Consider the following 15,057-nt stretch of genomic DNA (forward strand, 5'->3'; position numbering starts at 1 on the left):
TCGATCAGAGGCCATACCCCGCGGACAGCCCGAAAAACAACCCTGTGATGGAGAAGCCGGCGTCGAGCCGCGTCTGGAGCTGCTTGATCGGCTTGTACCGGAAGCTGAGCTGCGGGAACGAGATCCATGGGAACACCGACGGCTTGGATCCTCCGTTGATCCAGCTCGGCTCGTCGTAGTTGCCGAAATGGTCGTTGGAGCCGTCGCAGAAGCCGCCGGTCGGGCCGGCGCACTTGCTCCACGAGCCCACGTCGTCGGGGTCGAGGCGCGACGGGTTGTTCGGGTACGCCTGCGCGCGGTAGAGGTTGCCGAAGACGACGCCGAGCCCGACGCCGCCGCCGATGAGCAGGGAGAAGCGGCCCTTCTCCTTGTCGAGCGGGATCTCGTAGAGGAGATCGGTCGTGAAGTAGACGAGCTTCATGTCGCTCGACACCATCTCCCAGGCGTCGTTGCCGTCGTTCTTCCCCTTGAAGAGGAAGGGATCCATCGAGTAGTCCGCGTAGGAGATCGCCAGATCGATCTCGAGCCCGTCCCTGCGTGTGGCGAGCTCCGGGCCGAACGTGAACACGTTCACGGACGCCCCGCCGTCCGCGAAGAGGTTGATCATGGCCTTCGGCACAATGAGGTTCCGGAACCGGAGCCCGGCGAACCGATAGGTCTTGCCCTCCCTCTCGAACGGGGCGTTGTCATCCGCCGCCTCGGGAGGCGCTTCCTGCGGCTTTTCCTTCTCGCCGGGCGCCTTGTCGTCCTGCGCCTTCTCGTCCGTGGCCTGCTTCTCGGCAGCAGCGGAGTCGTCCTGTTTGCCTTCGGCGTCGTCCTTCTTGGGCTGCGCGCTGGCGCTCGACGAGAAGCACACGGCGCCGAGCAGCGCGGCGAGCGCGGCGGCCCTGGCGTGCACCCCGACCGCGAGCAGCCGACCCATCTTCAAGTGGTACATTGTAGGTCACCTAGCGATGCGTAAGTTCAGGGCCGGGCTCCGGCGCCCACGGAACGGGCGCGCCGAGGCCAGCCTCGGGTTCTCCGCGCGCCCCGGTGGACCGGGCACCAGCGAGGGGAGGGTACACGAGACGCAGCGCCGTGTGACGCCCGCGGACCGCCCACGGCGGAGCTTTTTCCACGACGGCGTGCCAGAGCGCGCCTGCTCGTGATCAGCGTGGGTGGCCGTGCGATGTTGGCGCGGCAAGGGCCCTACGGCGGCAGCATCCCCGGCGGGCCAAACGAGGTTGCGCACAGCAAAATAATCCGCAATAGACGGAAAGGATGATCCTGCATCAGGCCCAGGTCGAGCAGACGGTCGACCGCGACGAGCGGGACAGGTTCATCAAGGAGCTCGTGGTGGTGCGGGTCCGGAGCACCGCGCACGAGTCCCCGCCGGCGAGCCGTGGGATCGAGGGGGCGCGCGCGCCGGGGGTGGAGGACGCGGAGCCGGTGGAGCGGGACGTGCCGCTGGCGATGATCCGCAAGCGGAGCGCGCGGCTCCGGAGCACGGTGGCGAGCGTGCTGTTGATCCACGGGTACGGCCAGAACCGGTACATCTGGCACCTGCCGTCGCGGAGCTTTTCCAACTACCTGGCGCGCGCGGGCTTCGACGTCTTCAACCTGGACCTGCGGGGGCACGGTCGGTCGCGGCACCTCGGGGCGCGGCGGCCGGCGCACGTGACCGATTTCGTCCGCGAGGACGTGCCGGCGGCGATCGAGGAGATCCGGCGCATCTCGGGCCCGCGGCCTGTGTACCTGATCGGCCACTCGCTCGGCGGGCTCGTCAGCTACGCGACGGCGCCGACGATGGGGGACGCGGTCGGCGGGATCGTCACGCTCGGGAGCCCGTACCTGTTCACGCACGGGTCGCGGTCGCTCGCGCTGCTCGGCCGGCTGATGCTGACGGTCGACCGGCGCGTCCCGCTCGGACAGGGGGCGCTCCCGCTGTCGGCGTGGGGCGAGCCGTTCCGGTTCGTGCGGGCGTTCGTCGAGAGCCCGATCTTTCCGCTGCCGATCCGGGGGTTCGTGCCCGGCTCGATGGAGACGCGGGTGCTCACGCAGCACATGTCGCTGGCGATGGACAGCGGCAGCATCACGGTGCTCCGGAACATGTTCCTTGACGCGGCGGCGTCGCGGAAGAGCGGCCACCACATGGGGAGCCTCTTCGGCTACGCCGAGCGCTTCGAGCACCTCGACCTGCCGCTGCTGGTCATCGCGGGCACGCACGACGACCTCGCGCCGCCGGCGTCGGTGAAGCCGGCCTACGACTTCAGCCGCTCCTCGGACAAGACGTACCGCGCGTTTCCGCGCGGCCACCTCGACATCGTCGTCGGCCGGGACGCGCCGCTCACGGTGTGGCCGCTCATCGAGGCCTGGCTGAAGACGCGCATCCGGCGGGCGGCGGCGAGGGAGCGCGATCGGCTGAGCGCGTAGGGCGCCAAGCGAGGGCGCCGGCGCGACTGCTATCGTAGCCTGATGAACATCGAGCTCCGGCAGCTGGGCACCGAGCGATACGGCGAGTTCGTCCATCCGATCCTCACCGCCTTCGGCGCGCTCATGAACCCCGAGCGCATGGAGGGGACGAAGCGGCTCCAGGAGTTCACCCTGCGCCTCGGCGCGTATGACGGCGAGTCGCTCGTCGGCGCCGCCGGCACGTTCTCGCTCACGATGACCACGCCGGGCGGCGCCGTCCCGGTCGCCGGCCTCACGGCGGTCGCGGTCATGCCGACGCACCGCCGCCGCGGCATCCTCACGCGCCTCATCCGGCGACACCTCGACGAGGCGCGGGCCGCGGGGCAGCCGATCTCCTCTCTCTGGGCCACGGAGGGCTCCATCTACGGCCGCTTCGGCTACGGCCTCGCGTCGCAGGCGTGCTCCATCTCGATCGAGCGCGATCGCACCGCGTTCCGTGGCGAGGCGGGCGCGGAGGGCCGGGCGCGGCTGCTCGGGGAAGCCGAGGCGCTCGAGGCGTTCGCGCCGGTCTGGGAGCGCGCCCGCCCGCTCGTCCCCGGGATGCTGGCGCGCTCGGAGCCGTGGTGGCGGGGCCGGCGGCTGAGCGACAACGACTTCATCCGCCAGGGGGGCGGCCAGCTCCAGCGCGTCGTGATCGAGGTCGACGGGCGCGCCGAGGCCTACGCGCTGTACTGCGCGCATCACCGGTGGGACGCCTCCACGATCCCGGTCGGCTCGGTCCGCGTCATCGAGGCGATCGGCGCCTCGCCGCTCGGGACCAGGCTCGTCTGGCGGTACCTCTTCGACATCGATCTGGCGCAGCGGATCGAGGCGAGCCTCCTGCCGCCCGATCATCCCCTCGGCATGCTCCTCGTCGAGCCGCGGCGGCTGCGCCTCACGGCGAGCGACGGGCTGTGGGTGCGCATCGTGGACGTCGAGGCCGCGCTCGCGGCGCGCGCCTACGGCAGCGGCGAGGCGCTCACGCTCGAGATCACCGACCGCGATTGCCCCTCGAACGCGGGCCGGTTCCGGCTGCACGGGGGCGAGCGGCGCGCGACGCGGACCGCGGCGGCGCCGGACCTCCGCCTCGACATCACGGCGCTCGGCTCGGCGTACCTCGGCGGCGTCTCCTTCCGTTGCATGGCCGACGCGGGCCAGGTCGAGGAGCTCTCCGGAGGCGCCGTCGAGCGCGCGGACAGCCTGTTCCGCGCCGCGCGCGCCCCGTGGTGCCCCGAGATCTTCTGAAGGCCCGGCCCCGATGACGCTCCCGCTCCGCGGTGTCTACGCGGTGACCCCGACCCGCCGCCGCCGCTTCCTGTGGGCCGCATGGTGGACGTCCGAGCCGGCGCGCGAGCCGTTCCGCCCTCCGGACGCGAGCCAGGGCGGCGCGCGGACCGTCGAGGAGGCGCGGGCGCAGGCCGAGCGCGCGGCGGGGCGCCCGCTCGTCGAGATCGAGCCGGCGTGGGCGACGGCCTGGACGCGCATCCTGCGCGGCGAGCCCCCGTGGCCCAAGCCGCGCGCGCGGCGGGAGGCGCCCCCGCCGCCACCCGGGCCGTCGAGGCGCGCGCCGTCGCGGCCTGCGTCCGCGCGCGGCGCGTCGCCGTTCGCGGTGCTCGGCGTGGCGGAGGCCGCGAGCGCGGACGAGATCCGCCAGGCGTTCCGCCGGCTCGCGCTCGTCACGCACCCCGATCGCGGCGGCGACGCCGGCGAGTTCATGCGCGTCAAGTGGGCCCACGACGAGGCGATGGCCAGGCTGGCGCGGCCCAAGCGCCGGTAGCGGTGCTGCGGGGATCTGGAGCTAGGGGTGGCTCGCCGCGGCGACCTTCCCCGCCTCGTCGAGGAGCGGCGCGTACTCGCGCGTGAGCAGCGGGTTGCCGCGGAGCGCCTGATCGAGCAGGGCCCCGGCGCGCCGGGCCAGCTCCAGGCGCGCCGCCCGCTCGCGCTCTGCCTTTGCCTTCAGGAGGAGCAGCGCGCCCTTCCTGGCGCTCGCCAGCGGGAAGCCCGGATCGATGGCCAGCGTGCGATCGATCAGCGCGAGCCCCGCCTCGACCTCCGAGCGCACGTCGAGGAGCCCCGGCCCGGTCAGGGCGGCGCGCTGCCGGTGGACCTCGGCCAGGGTGCCGAAGATCCTCGGGTTGCCCCCGTTCGCCTCGTGGGCGCGGAGCAGCGACCGCTCCGCGGCGTCGAGCGCCGGCGCGGGGCTCCTGCCGCGCGACGCGGCCCACCGCGCCGAGAGCAGCTCGATGTGCCCGAGCGCGAGGAGCGCCCCCGCGTTCTGCGGCCTCGCGGCCACGATGGGCTCGATCGCGCCCCTCGCGGCGCGGAGCGCGGCCGTCGGATCCTCCCCCCGGAGGAGCGCCCACTGCGCCGCCTCGATGCGCGCGAGGCCCGTGCCCTGCTTCGCCTCGAGATCGTCCGGGTTGAGGTCCGCCGCCGCGCCGTATGCCTCGAGCGACCGCGCGAGCGAGACATCCGGGCTCTCGCCGGTGAGCCGCTGGAGCCGGCCCTGGATCAGGTAGGTCAGGGCCAGGTTGTTGTAGGCGCGGTAGCTGTCCGGGCGCCGCCGGAGCGCCGCCTCCAGGCTGTCCTTGGCCACGTCGAGCGACTCCTCGGGCGACGCGCCGTGGTCGAGCTCGTACTGCGCGCGCCGCGCGTAGAGCCAGCCCTGGTTGAGGAGCGGCGGCATGTCGTTCGGCGCGATCTCGATCGCCCGCTCGGCGTACGACGCGCCGATCTCGAAGAGGGGGAGGGGATCGGCGCCGCGGGACGCGGCGTACTCGGCCATCATGCCGTAGGCGATCGCGGCGTCGTTCCACGCCCAGAACGAGTTCGGGTCGAGGGCGAGCGACCGCTGCGCGCTGTCGACAGCGCGGCCGAGCGAGGGCCACGCGTCGAGCCCCACGGCGCTCTCGTGCGACGCGAGGAGGAAGAAGCTCGCCCCCATCGCGCCGTACGCGGTCGCGTCCGACGGGTCGCCCTGGACCGCTTGCTCGCTGGCCGCGACCGCCTCGACGAGGTCCGACCTCGGGTCCGAGCCGCGCGACAGGTCGCGCCTCGCGCGGTGGACGAGCGCCCAGGCCTTCTTGGCGAGCGCGCCGCTCGCCCGCGGGTTGGCCTGGAGCGCCCTGTCGCACCGGGCGATGATCTGCGCGACGACCTCCTCCGCGTCTCCGCCGCGCTGCGCCTCGATCAGCATGATCTCGCTCAGGGCGCGCGCGGTCGCCTCGTGGACGTCGGGATCGCTCTCGGCCATCTCCGCCGCGGCCTCGTACGAGGCGACGGCGCCCCAGAACTCGACGAGCGCCGCCGCGTGCTCCCCGAGGTCGCGCGCCGCCGTGCCCTTCGCGAGCAGGATGTCGCCCTCCAGCTTCTTCGCCTCGTATTCCCAGGGTGATCGCGCGAACGCCAGCCGCGCTTCGGTGAGCGCCTCGTCGAACCGCCCCTCGTAGAGCGCGATGAGCGCCACGGCGTACGACGGCGGCTCCGCGGCCGATCTCACGCTGTCCCTCAGGTACCTGATCGCCGGCTGCTTGTGCCGCTCCTCGAGCTCGAGCTGGTGCGCGGACCGCTCCCCCTTGTCGGCGAGGCGCCGCGCCCGATCGAGCCCCTTCAGGTAGAGCATGCCGTGCACGAGGCCCGCCGCGAATTTCACGTCGCGCGTGGCATACCCGCTCGCGAGCGCCGCCTCGAGGTGCGTGAGCGCCTCCTCGGGCTCGTGCAGCGCGAGGTGCCCGCGCCCGAGCGCGTAGCGGCCGGGGCCCTCGACGAGATCGCCCGTCGTCTCGCGCATGCCCTGCATCTTCCGGTCGATCTCGCCCATGCGCGCCCGGATGACCTCCTTCTCCCGCGACACCTCGTGGAGGGGGAGCGCGTAGGCGTAGCGCATGAACAGCTCCATCTCCTTGACGTCCTGACCGAAGCCCTCGGCCAGGGACGCCACACGCGCGGCGAGCTCGGCCTGCCGCGCGGCGGCGAGCTTCGCGCGGAGGGCGACGGCGCCCGAGAGCGCGAGCACGACGAGCGCCACCGCGGCCGCCGCGACAGCGAGCCTGTGCTTCCTGGCGCGCTTCAGGGCGCGGTAGCCGATGCCCATCGGCCGCGCGTCGATCGGCTCCCCCTCGAGGTAGCGCTCGAGATCGAGCGCGAGCATCTTCGCGGAGTCGTACCGCCGCTGGGGCTCCTTCTCGAGGCACTTCATGACGATGGTCTCGAGATCGACGGGGATCCGCTTGTCGAGCTTCCGCACCGGCGCCGGCAGCTCGCGCGCCACGCGGGCGATGAGGCTCGTCACCGACGGGTCGACGAACGGCGGGCGCCCGGCGAGGACCTCGTAGAGCGTGGAGCCGAGGCAGTAGACGTCCGTGCGGCGGTCGAGCTGGCGCTGGCCCCCGGACACCTGCTCGGGCGCCATGTACGCCGGCGTCCCCTCGCCGCTCGTCGTCGCCCGGGCGTCCGCCGCGGTGTCCCTCGCGAGCCCGAAATCGAGGAGGTAGGGGCGGAAGGCGCCGTCGGCCGTCCGCTCCACAAGAATGTTCGCCGGCTTGATATCGCGGTGGATCAGCCCGAGCCGGTGGGCGGCGTGCAGGCCGTCCGCGACGTCGGCCACGATCTTCACCCGCTGCTCGAGGGACATCTGCTGCGCCACCCGGTGGAGCGGCTGGCCGTCGATGTACTGCATGGCGATGAACGGCTGGCCCTGCGCCTCGCCCACCTCGTACACCTTGCAGATGTTCGGGTGCTCGACCCGGGCCTGGGCCCGCGCTTCCCAGATGAAGCGCTGGGCGAGCTCCGGATCGTTGCCCCGTATCAGCTTGAGCGCCACGTACCTGTGGAGTCGGGGGTCCCTGGCCTTGTAGACCGTGCCCATTCCCCCTTTCCCGAGCAGCGACTCGCACTCATACCGATCCCAGTTGCGGATCGGAAACCTGCTCGGCACGTGCGACGAGGGCGGCTCGACGCACATGAACACCGTTTCCTGCGCGGCGCCCGAGCTCCCCGGCGGGGCGGAGCGGGGCGGCCTGCTCTGGGGCGCGATCGCGACGGGGCGGGACGTGGGCTCCTCGTTCGCCGACCACGCGGCGTCCGCGCTCTCCGGGCCCGCTCCTCCCATTCGGCTCATGACTCGGACCCTTTTCAACAGCGAAGGTGGAGCCCCCCCAGCGCATGGCCTCGAATCGCCATCATCCCGGACCGCCTGGCCGCTTGCCAGTGAGCGTCTCGTTTCAGGCGTGAGCTACGAGCGATATGACAGAACTGTCACCCAACGGTAAACCTGAGTTTACGTCCATGTCAACACCCCGGACGGGGCCTATCCCTGGAGCCCGCGACGCCGTTTGTGGGGCGCGCGACATGACGCCGAGGTGGGTGGGTTCAGCCGCTCCGCGGCTCCGCTGCTCGAGCGCCCGCCGGCGGACTGCTCAGTACTTGACGGTGCAGCCGAACGCCTCGGTCTCTTTCGTGGAGATCGCCTTGCCGGCGGCGAGCTCGGCCAGCGCGGCATCGACGTAGTTCGTGACCTGCTCGCCCGGCTCGGGCTCACCGCCCTTGGTGCTGTCGATGGCGCCGGCGTAGACGACCGTACCCTGCGGATCGATGACGACCATGTGCGGTGTGCGCTGGGCGCCGTAGGCGCGCCCGACATCGCCCTTCTCGTCGATGAGGACGGGGTAGCTCATCCCGAACTCGCCCTTTGCCTTCACGTTCTCTTCCTTGGTGGTGCCCTGCTTGCCCGGGGCGCCCGAGTTGATGGCGAGCCACACGACCCCCTTCTGGGCGTGCTGCGCCGGCACGTCCTTCAGGCCGCCTTGGCGGTGCGCGAGCTGCACGAACGGGCAACCCGGGTTGAACCACTCGAGGACGACCGTCTTGCCCTTGTGATCGGCCAGCTTGACGGGCTTGCCGTCGAGGTCCGGCAGCGTGAAATCGGGCGCGGGCTGCCCGATCTTGGCCTGGGCCGCCTTCGCCTGAGCCGCCGGCGCGTCCGCGGCCTTCGCCTTCGGGGCGTCGGCCTTGGCGGGCTGCGGCGCGGCGGCGCCGGCGGCCGCGGGCGCGCTCGCCTCGCCTGGCTGGGTGCACGCCGCCAGGGCCGCGGCGAGGAACGTCAGGGAAATGAGCTTGTTCATCCAGGGACGCTTACCACGCGTCGCGGGAGGCGCATGCGTCACGGGAACTCCGGCCAGCGATCGCCGGTCGCCCACCGGTACCGAAGGCCGAGCTGGCCGAGATCCGCGCCCAGCAGGCCGAGCCGATCGGGCGTCGCCGCCACCACCATCACCGTCCCCACCGCGTCCAGGTGGTGCGTCAACGACACCGCCAGCACGGGGCCGACGCGCACGACGAGGCTGTCGCGGCCAGGGTTGCCGAGCACCTCGGCGGCGGCGCCCAGGCGGAGCTCGCCGAACCGGTCCATCTCCGCCATGTAGCCGAGCCGGGCCCGGTAGAGGTACGGCGGCTTCATCACCGCGTGGAGCGCCTCCTCGTAAAGGTAAAACCCCTTCGGCGTCCCCAGCACCGCATAGCCGGTCGCGACGCCGAACAGGCTGCCTCCGAGCAAGGGTATCGAGCCCGACACCTCGAGCTCCCCCGCGACGTACCGCGATGGGGGGCCCTGCATGAGCTCGGTGTCCCTGCGCGTGTACGACGCCCGAGGCTCGAGGAAATACTGGCTCGTCGAGAAGGCGTATCGCGCGCCGCCGCGGATCTCCAGGCTGGGCAGCGCGGCGCGGAGGCCCAGGTACTCCGCGCCGCCGCTCGGCGAACCGCTCGCGTAGGCCTCGATCCCGAGCCAGGACCAGTGCGGCTTGCCCACGCCGAGGGCGAGGCTCGGCCTGAAATAGATCACGCCGAGATCCATCAGCGCGGAGAGGAACGGGCGCGCGGCCGCGCTCCGCGCCCAGTACGAGCGCTTCTGCAGGAGGTCGATGCCCGAGGGCACCGGCGGCGGCTCGCCGGCGGTCGACGGCAGGTCGGCCGGATCCTGGGCGCCGGCCCCGCGAGGCAGCAGGGTGAGCGCGGCGAGCGCCGCGGCGGCGGCCAGCGCGCGGCGGAGCGCCATCGCTAGAACCTGCCCACCAGGTACCCGCCGAGCGGCGCGGGCGCGAAGCTGAGCGCGACGCCGTCCCCGCGCGGCGCGCCCGAGGCGGGGGCGCCGCCGCGGTAGTGCAGGAGCCACGGGAGCCCGAGGCCGGTCAGGGCGCCGACCGCCGCGCCCGTGAGCGCGTCGGTCGCGAAATGCTGGTCGGCGACGACCCGGAGCGTCGCCACGGCCGTCGCCGTCCCGAGCGACGCGGCGCACGCGAGCGCGTCGGGGGCGCCGCCGCCGTACAGGGGCAGGTTTGCGTGGTGTGAGCACACGAGCCCCGCTGCAGTGAACGCGGTCGAGCTGTGGCCGCTGAAGAAGCTCCGGTACCGCTTGCTCCCGCGGCAGTCGAGGTCCTGCTGCTCCTCCGGCCCGGCGCACCCGGCGCGGTAGGGGCGCTCGCGGCTCGTCAGCCCCGCGATGACGCCGTTCAGGGCCGCGTTCAACGCGAGCGCCTCGACGTCGATCATCGCGATCTCCCAGGCGACGCTGCCGCGGCCGTGCCCCCACCAGGTCACGAGCAGGGCGTCCACCGCGAGGTGGTTGGTCATCAGCGTGAGCAGGAGATCGCTCGCGTCCCGCGCCATCTCGCGCTGGCGATCGCTCCGGATGCGCAGGGCGTCGCGCGCCGAGCCGTCGAAGCCGTTCACGGTCGTCCACCGGCCCTCCGACGGCGGGATGGCGAGCGTGCCGAAGGCGGTCGCGGCCAGGAGCCCCGTGGCCACGTATTCGCTCACGCGGAAGCGCGGCCAGGCCGGATCCCACGCGACCTCGGGCCGCGCGCGCGAGGGCCGCTCCGGCGCGGCCCGGCGCGGCGCGCTCGGCACCACCGCCCCGGAATGGAGAGCGGTGATGTCGCCGGCTCCCCGTGTCGCCGCGCCGGACGGCGCCGCGGACAGCTCGGCTCGCGCCGCGGCAGGCGGCTCGGCGCGCGCCTCTCGAGCGCCGAGCAGCGCCGTCACGGCGAGCGCGCTGGAGGCGAACCGGAGGGTCGCGGCGCACCTCAAGGAGCGGACCGCGCGATCAGAAATCGGGATGGCCGATGACGAGGAACTCGAGCGGACCGGCGCCCGTGTTGCGCAGCCCGTGGTGTACGTTCGTCTCGACGTGCATCATCTGGCCGGGGCCGAGGGGCACCTCGCGGTCGCCGACGATGCCGAGCGCGTGCCCGGCCAGGATGTAGATGGTCTCGGTGGTCTCCGTGTGGAGCTCGCGCGAGATCTCGCAGCCGGGCGCCATCGTGCCCCTGTAGAAGCCGAAGGCGTGCCCGCGATCTCTTCCCAGCAGCTGCGCCATGAAGACGCCTCGGTTGGGCAAATACTCCATCACATCTTCGTCGGCCGCGGTCAGCACCACGGCCCCGTCGAGCTGCTGCCTCATGGCGATCCTTCTCCTTCACGAGTGAAGCCGCTGAGAGATCGAACCGTTACAGAAGCGCACCGCGTCCTGTCAACGGCGCTCCTCGCAAACCGTGCGACGGCGGCCGTCGGACTCTCAGCTTCTCAGCTTCCCAGCTTCTCTCCTTCCCCGTTCCCGTTCTCTGCGTTTCCTGGCTTCAGAAGGGCAACACCACGCTCGCGGCGGCGCGGAGCTCGTAGCTGAACGACATCGTCTTCAACCCCTTCGGAGGCAGCTCGACATGGCCACGGAGAAATCCGTCCTTCTCGTCCAGCGTCCAGCCGGGGGCCTCTCCGAGCGCGACCTCTACCTCGGCCACCTCGCTGACAGGGATCCGCTCGGTGACAAGCACGCGCTTCACGTTGCCGGAGAGGTTGGACACGGAGAGCTTCACTCGCCGGCGGATCTTGCGGCTCCCCGTGATCGCCGCGGTGTCCTGCTCCTCGTCGACGGTGCGCCGCACGCGCACGGCGTCGTCCACGCCGAAGCCGAGCTCGAACGGCTCGCCGGCACCCACGAAATCGAGCCGGGCGCGGCCGATGAGGCTGCCGCCCCGCGCGACGCGCACCGGGCCTGCCAGCAGCGGGCGCGGCCGTCCACCGGCGCCGCCGCCGTCCAGCGTCACCGTGGCGCGCAGGTGAGCGGCGGGGTGGACCTCGGGGTACAGCACCAGCGCGAGCTCTGCGGGGAGCGAGCGCCGCGCGATCTCGATGCGCGTCGGGCGGCCGTCGGAGGCGAGGGTCACCGGCTCCGCCGCCTCGAAGATCAGCGGCTCGCCGCCGTCGTCCACGCCCGGCATCTCGTCGACGGCCCGCGCCCCGCGGTCGAGTCCGGCCGCGGCGATCGCCTGGTCGCGCGCCTCGACGATCACGCGGCGGCGCTCGATCTCCGTCTTGCGCCGCGCACGGAGCACGTCGTCCTCGAGCAGCGGCGCCTCGGCGCTCCTCGACGGCCGCGCGGTCGAGAAGCGCGCGGTGACGTTCTCCCAGACCTCGCCCGTCGCCTGCCACGCCGCCGCCCAGGTGGTGAGCTCTATCGAGCCGCCCGGCCCCTGCGCCGCCGCGCCGCCCGCGCTCGCGCCCGCGGCGCCCGCAGCGAGCCGCGCCAGGTGCTCGGGGCGCCAGATCGCGCACGCGACGCGGTACGTCAGCTCGATGTCGACGGGCTGCGGCGCGGGGGCGTGCACCTCGACCTCAATCACCGCTTCATAGCGGGGTTGCTCGACCGACCCCTCGCGCAGCCGCGTCGCGGCGCGCCGGGCGTCCTCCTCGGCGCGCGCCCGCGCCGCGCGCGCGTCGGCTGAGGCGCCGAGCGCCTCGGCGAGCGCCGCGTGCAGCGCCTCGGCGCCGCCGCGCCACGAGGCGAGGCGCGCGGGCTCGCCGGCGTCCTTCGGGACCTCGCTCATCGCCCGCGCCCACTTCGCGAGCAGCTGGTCGAGGTGGGCCTCGCGGCGTGACGCCCGGTCCCGCGCGCGCTCCGCGGCGCCGGCCCGCAGCGACGCCTCGCGCTCCTCGCGCTCCAGCGCGTCGATCGCCTCGCGACCGAGCGCCGCCTCCCTGTGCGCCCTCCACCGTACGCGCGCCGCCGTCACGCGCACCTCGTCCGCGCCCGCGCCCGCGCCCGCGCCCGCGACGCGCGCCTGCACGGTGCGCTCGTCGACGAACACCGAGACGCCGCCGATCGCGATCCACTGCGCCCCGGCCTGGACCTCGACGCGCGCAGCGCGCACGACCTCGGCGCGATCCTCGAACAGCGTCACCGCGCGCGCCACGCTCGGGTGCGGCGCGCGGGCGCCTTCGTGCCCGCCGCTCCCTTCGCCTCCGCTCGCGCTCCGCCCAGCCCGGTCCGAACCGCTCGCATCCGTTGCCATGGTGCGCTCGTTTCCTTTGTTATTCTCGACGGTTACCGCCGACGATCTCGTTCTTGGACGAGAACACAACGCGGTAGGTGAAGGCGACGGAGGCCTTGCCGCCTGGCGCGATCGGGACGCGCCAGCGCAGCCCGCCGCGCACGGGCTCGCCGAGCTCCTCCTGGGTGTACGGCTCGGCCTTCGGCTGCGACGAGAGGAGCTTGATCTCGACGTCCTTGTCGTCCGTCACCGGGATGCGGTCGAGGACCTCGACCTCGACGCCCATCCCGAGCGACGAGGAGAGGTCGATGACGACCGCGTGCTCCACGGCGAGCGAGCCGCCGAGCAGGCCGGCGCTCGACTCGTCCACGCGCGCGTTCCTTGCGACCCGGATCCGCTCCTCGACGCCGAGGCCGGCGCGGAGGAGGCCGCCCCGGTCCACGCGCCCGAGCGAGGATTGCGCCGCGAGGGCGCCGTCGACGAAGATCTCGACCGGCCCCGCGAGCAGCGGGGCGTCGAACGGGTTCTCGACGCGCGCCTCGCGGTAGACCTCGGCGGCCTCGCGGGGCGCGGTCACGAACCGGGGCGCGGCGGGGGCGCGGGCGGCGCCCAGCGCGACGCGGTGGAGCCTGCCGTTCGACGGCACGTCGGCGGCGCTCTCGCCGACGTAAAGGTGGTCGAACTGCCCGCGCGAGTCGCGCGGATCCACGGCCCGCGGCGGGGCGCCGAGGTCGGCGATGTCCTGCTCCGCCCGCCGCGCGGCGCCCCTCGACGGCCCGGGCTCGTCGCGCGCGAGCCGGCCGCGCTGCTTGCCCGCTCCAGGGAGGTGCAGCGCGTCGAAGTCGAGCCACTCCTCCACCTGCGCGGGCTCGAGCGGCGCCGGGCCCGCGCCGCCGCCGTCCAGCGCCTGCTCGGGAGCGAGCCATTCCTCTTCGAGGCTGGCCGTGATCTCGGCGCTCGCCGCGGAGCCGAGGGCGCTCCGGGGGACCGGGGGCGCGCTCGCCTGGGGAGCCGGCGGCGGGGGCGGCGCCCCGTAGCCGCCGCCGAACGACGGGAGCGACAGCCCGCGCGACTTGCGCGCCGGCGCGGCGAGCGGCATCGGCGCGGCCGCCGGCATCGGGGGCGGCGGGGCGAATGCCATCGGCGCGGCGGCCTGCACCGGGGGCGGCAGCGCGCCCGCGCCGGACGGCGCAGGCGGTGCGAGCCTCTTCATCGCCGCGAGGGGCTCCGGGCTGACCGGCTTCCGCGCGGTCTCGTCGCCCCCACGCGTGCGCGGGAGCTTTCCAGGCGCGGCGGTGGTCTGCGCGGCCGGCTCGGGGAGGGCGGCGACGAAGCTGTCGAACCCCTCGAACATGGCGTCGAGCCCCTCGGGCGCGGGACGGTAGCCGCGGCGCGGGGGGCGCTGCGCGCGGCTGAGCCGCAGCGAGGCGAGCTCCGGCAGCCGCGTGTCCTGCACGAGATCGGCGGTGGCGAGCGCGAGGCGCACGTCCTTCCAGTCCTCGCCGGAGGCCTGCGCGACGAGGGCGTCGAGCTGCAAGGCGACCTCGGTCGCGCCGCGCGAGAACCGCGCCGCGTAGGCGGGCCACCAGCGCGCGGCGAACACGGCGTACTCGAGCCGGAGCGCCGGCTCCCCTGTCGCGCCGTCGCGCTCCGGCGCGAGCCGCACGACCACGTCGAGGCGCGCCGGGTCGCGCTCCTCGACCTCGCCGCTCGTGGCCTGGGCGGCGTCGAGCTGGGCGGCCAGGAGCTCCTTCCGGGCGCGCTCGAGCTCCGCGTCGAGCGCGGCGGCGCGGGCGTCGAGCGCGGCGAGCTCGTCCGAGAGCAGGTGGCTCACCGCGAGCGCGTCGCGGATGCGGGCCGCCGGGTCGCCCGGCCGGAAGCGCCGCGCGAGCTCCGGATCGAGCGAGACGGCGCCGAGCTGGTCGCGCCAGAGGCGGTGGTGGTCGCGCTCCGCCGACAGGCGCGCGATCGCGAGCTCGAGCTCGCGGAGCTCGGCGGAGAGCGCCGTCCTCGAGACGGGCGCCGGGGGCACGACGAGCCGCGCGCGCACGCCGATCACGTCGCGCACGTTGCGCGGGGGCCCGGAGCCCGCCGGGGCGCCTGCGGCGGCGCCGCCCGCGGCGTCCATGAGCGCGCGGAAGCTCCCCGGCTCGGCGAGGGGCGTGATCCCCGGCACCGAGATCTCGACCGCCCCCCGGGGGAGCGGCGCCGCGAGCTCGACGCGGCGGGTGACGATCGCCCCGCGCGCGTACACGACGACCCCCTCGATACGGCTAGCGCACTCGATCTTCTCGGCCGTCAT

Annotated in this window: 11 protein-coding genes; 3 read left to right on the plus strand and 8 right to left on the minus strand. The window is 73.8% G+C overall.

Annotated features, from left to right (window positions below):
- Nucleotides 1-4: 4 nt before the first annotated feature.
- The gene (locus WMF19_RS01760) at nt 5-937 is read right to left on the minus strand and encodes a hypothetical protein (RefSeq protein WP_437897490.1); all 933 of its coding nucleotides are present in this window, start codon (nt 935-937) and stop codon (nt 5-7) included.
- A 323-nt stretch (nt 938-1,260) separates the two neighbouring features.
- On the opposite strand from WMF19_RS01760, the gene WMF19_RS01765 reads away from it, so the two are divergent.
- From WMF19_RS01765 to WMF19_RS01775, 3 genes are read left to right on the plus strand one after another with little or no spacing between them, the layout of a single operon-like run.
- On the plus strand, nt 1,261-2,412 hold the full coding sequence (locus WMF19_RS01765; RefSeq protein ID WP_272097422.1) for an alpha/beta fold hydrolase: 1,152 nt from the start codon (nt 1,261-1,263) through the stop codon (nt 2,410-2,412).
- A 42-nt stretch (nt 2,413-2,454) separates the two neighbouring features.
- A complete protein-coding gene (locus WMF19_RS01770; protein ID WP_437897491.1) occupies nt 2,455-3,675 on the plus strand; it encodes a GNAT family N-acetyltransferase in 1,221 nt (406 codons plus the stop codon).
- 13 nt (nt 3,676-3,688) lie between these two features.
- Complete coding sequence (locus WMF19_RS01775; RefSeq protein WP_437327184.1) at nt 3,689-4,207, plus strand: J domain-containing protein; 519 nt, start codon at nt 3,689-3,691, stop codon at nt 4,205-4,207.
- A 21-nt stretch (nt 4,208-4,228) separates the two neighbouring features.
- On the opposite strand, the gene WMF19_RS01780 is transcribed toward WMF19_RS01775, so the two are convergent.
- The 7 genes from WMF19_RS01780 to WMF19_RS01810 form a co-directional block, all read right to left on the minus strand.
- Nucleotides 4,229-7,549, minus strand: a complete 3,321-nt coding sequence (locus tag WMF19_RS01780; RefSeq protein ID WP_437897492.1) for a protein kinase domain-containing protein — start codon at nt 7,547-7,549, stop codon at nt 4,229-4,231.
- A 298-nt stretch (nt 7,550-7,847) separates the two neighbouring features.
- Entirely contained in the window at nt 7,848-8,552 is a 705-nt protein-coding gene (locus tag WMF19_RS01785) for a thioredoxin family protein (protein WP_437897493.1), read from the minus strand.
- A 38-nt stretch (nt 8,553-8,590) separates the two neighbouring features.
- The gene (locus WMF19_RS01790) at nt 8,591-9,484 is read right to left on the minus strand and encodes a hypothetical protein (RefSeq protein ID WP_437897494.1); all 894 of its coding nucleotides are present in this window, start codon (nt 9,482-9,484) and stop codon (nt 8,591-8,593) included.
- A gap of 2 nt (nt 9,485-9,486) precedes the next feature.
- The gene (locus WMF19_RS01795) at nt 9,487-10,515 is read right to left on the minus strand and encodes a phosphatase PAP2 family protein (protein WP_437897495.1); all 1,029 of its coding nucleotides are present in this window, start codon (nt 10,513-10,515) and stop codon (nt 9,487-9,489) included.
- 16 nt (nt 10,516-10,531) lie between these two features.
- Complete coding sequence (locus WMF19_RS01800) at nt 10,532-10,888, minus strand: cupin domain-containing protein (RefSeq protein ID WP_272097429.1); 357 nt, start codon at nt 10,886-10,888, stop codon at nt 10,532-10,534.
- 175 nt (nt 10,889-11,063) lie between these two features.
- Nucleotides 11,064-12,776, minus strand: a complete 1,713-nt coding sequence (locus WMF19_RS01805; RefSeq protein ID WP_437897496.1) for a DUF4139 domain-containing protein — start codon at nt 12,774-12,776, stop codon at nt 11,064-11,066.
- A gap of 19 nt (nt 12,777-12,795) precedes the next feature.
- The gene (locus WMF19_RS01810; protein ID WP_437897497.1) at nt 12,796-15,057 is read right to left on the minus strand and encodes a DUF4139 domain-containing protein; all 2,262 of its coding nucleotides are present in this window, start codon (nt 15,055-15,057) and stop codon (nt 12,796-12,798) included.

Origin of the sequence: Sorangium sp. So ce124 (genome assembly GCF_051525235.1) — a bacterium.
In the GTDB taxonomy this organism is placed as follows: Bacteria; Myxococcota_A; Polyangia; order Polyangiales; family Polyangiaceae; genus Sorangium; species Sorangium atrum.

Bases quoted from the DNA above. Each gene is read 5' to 3' on its own strand.
- WMF19_RS01760 (WP_437897490.1), bottom strand. From the start codon at position 937: ATGTACCACTTGAAGATGGGTCGGCTGCTCGCGGTCGGGGTGCACGCC.
- WMF19_RS01765 (WP_272097422.1), top strand. From the start codon at position 1,261: ATGATCCTGCATCAGGCCCAGGTCGAGCAGACGGTCGACCGCGACGAG.
- WMF19_RS01770 (WP_437897491.1), top strand. From the start codon at position 2,455: ATGAACATCGAGCTCCGGCAGCTGGGCACCGAGCGATACGGCGAGTTC.
- WMF19_RS01775 (WP_437327184.1), top strand. From the start codon at position 3,689: ATGACGCTCCCGCTCCGCGGTGTCTACGCGGTGACCCCGACCCGCCGC.
- WMF19_RS01780 (WP_437897492.1), bottom strand. From the start codon at position 7,549: ATGAGCCGAATGGGAGGAGCGGGCCCGGAGAGCGCGGACGCCGCGTGG.
- WMF19_RS01785 (WP_437897493.1), bottom strand. From the start codon at position 8,552: ATGAACAAGCTCATTTCCCTGACGTTCCTCGCCGCGGCCCTGGCGGCG.
- WMF19_RS01790 (WP_437897494.1), bottom strand. From the start codon at position 9,484: ATGGCGCTCCGCCGCGCGCTGGCCGCCGCCGCGGCGCTCGCCGCGCTC.
- WMF19_RS01800 (WP_272097429.1), bottom strand. From the start codon at position 10,888: ATGAGGCAGCAGCTCGACGGGGCCGTGGTGCTGACCGCGGCCGACGAA.
- WMF19_RS01805 (WP_437897496.1), bottom strand. From the start codon at position 12,776: ATGGCAACGGATGCGAGCGGTTCGGACCGGGCTGGGCGGAGCGCGAGC.
- WMF19_RS01810 (WP_437897497.1), bottom strand. From the start codon at position 15,057: ATGACGGCCGAGAAGATCGAGTGCGCTAGCCGTATCGAGGGGGTCGTC.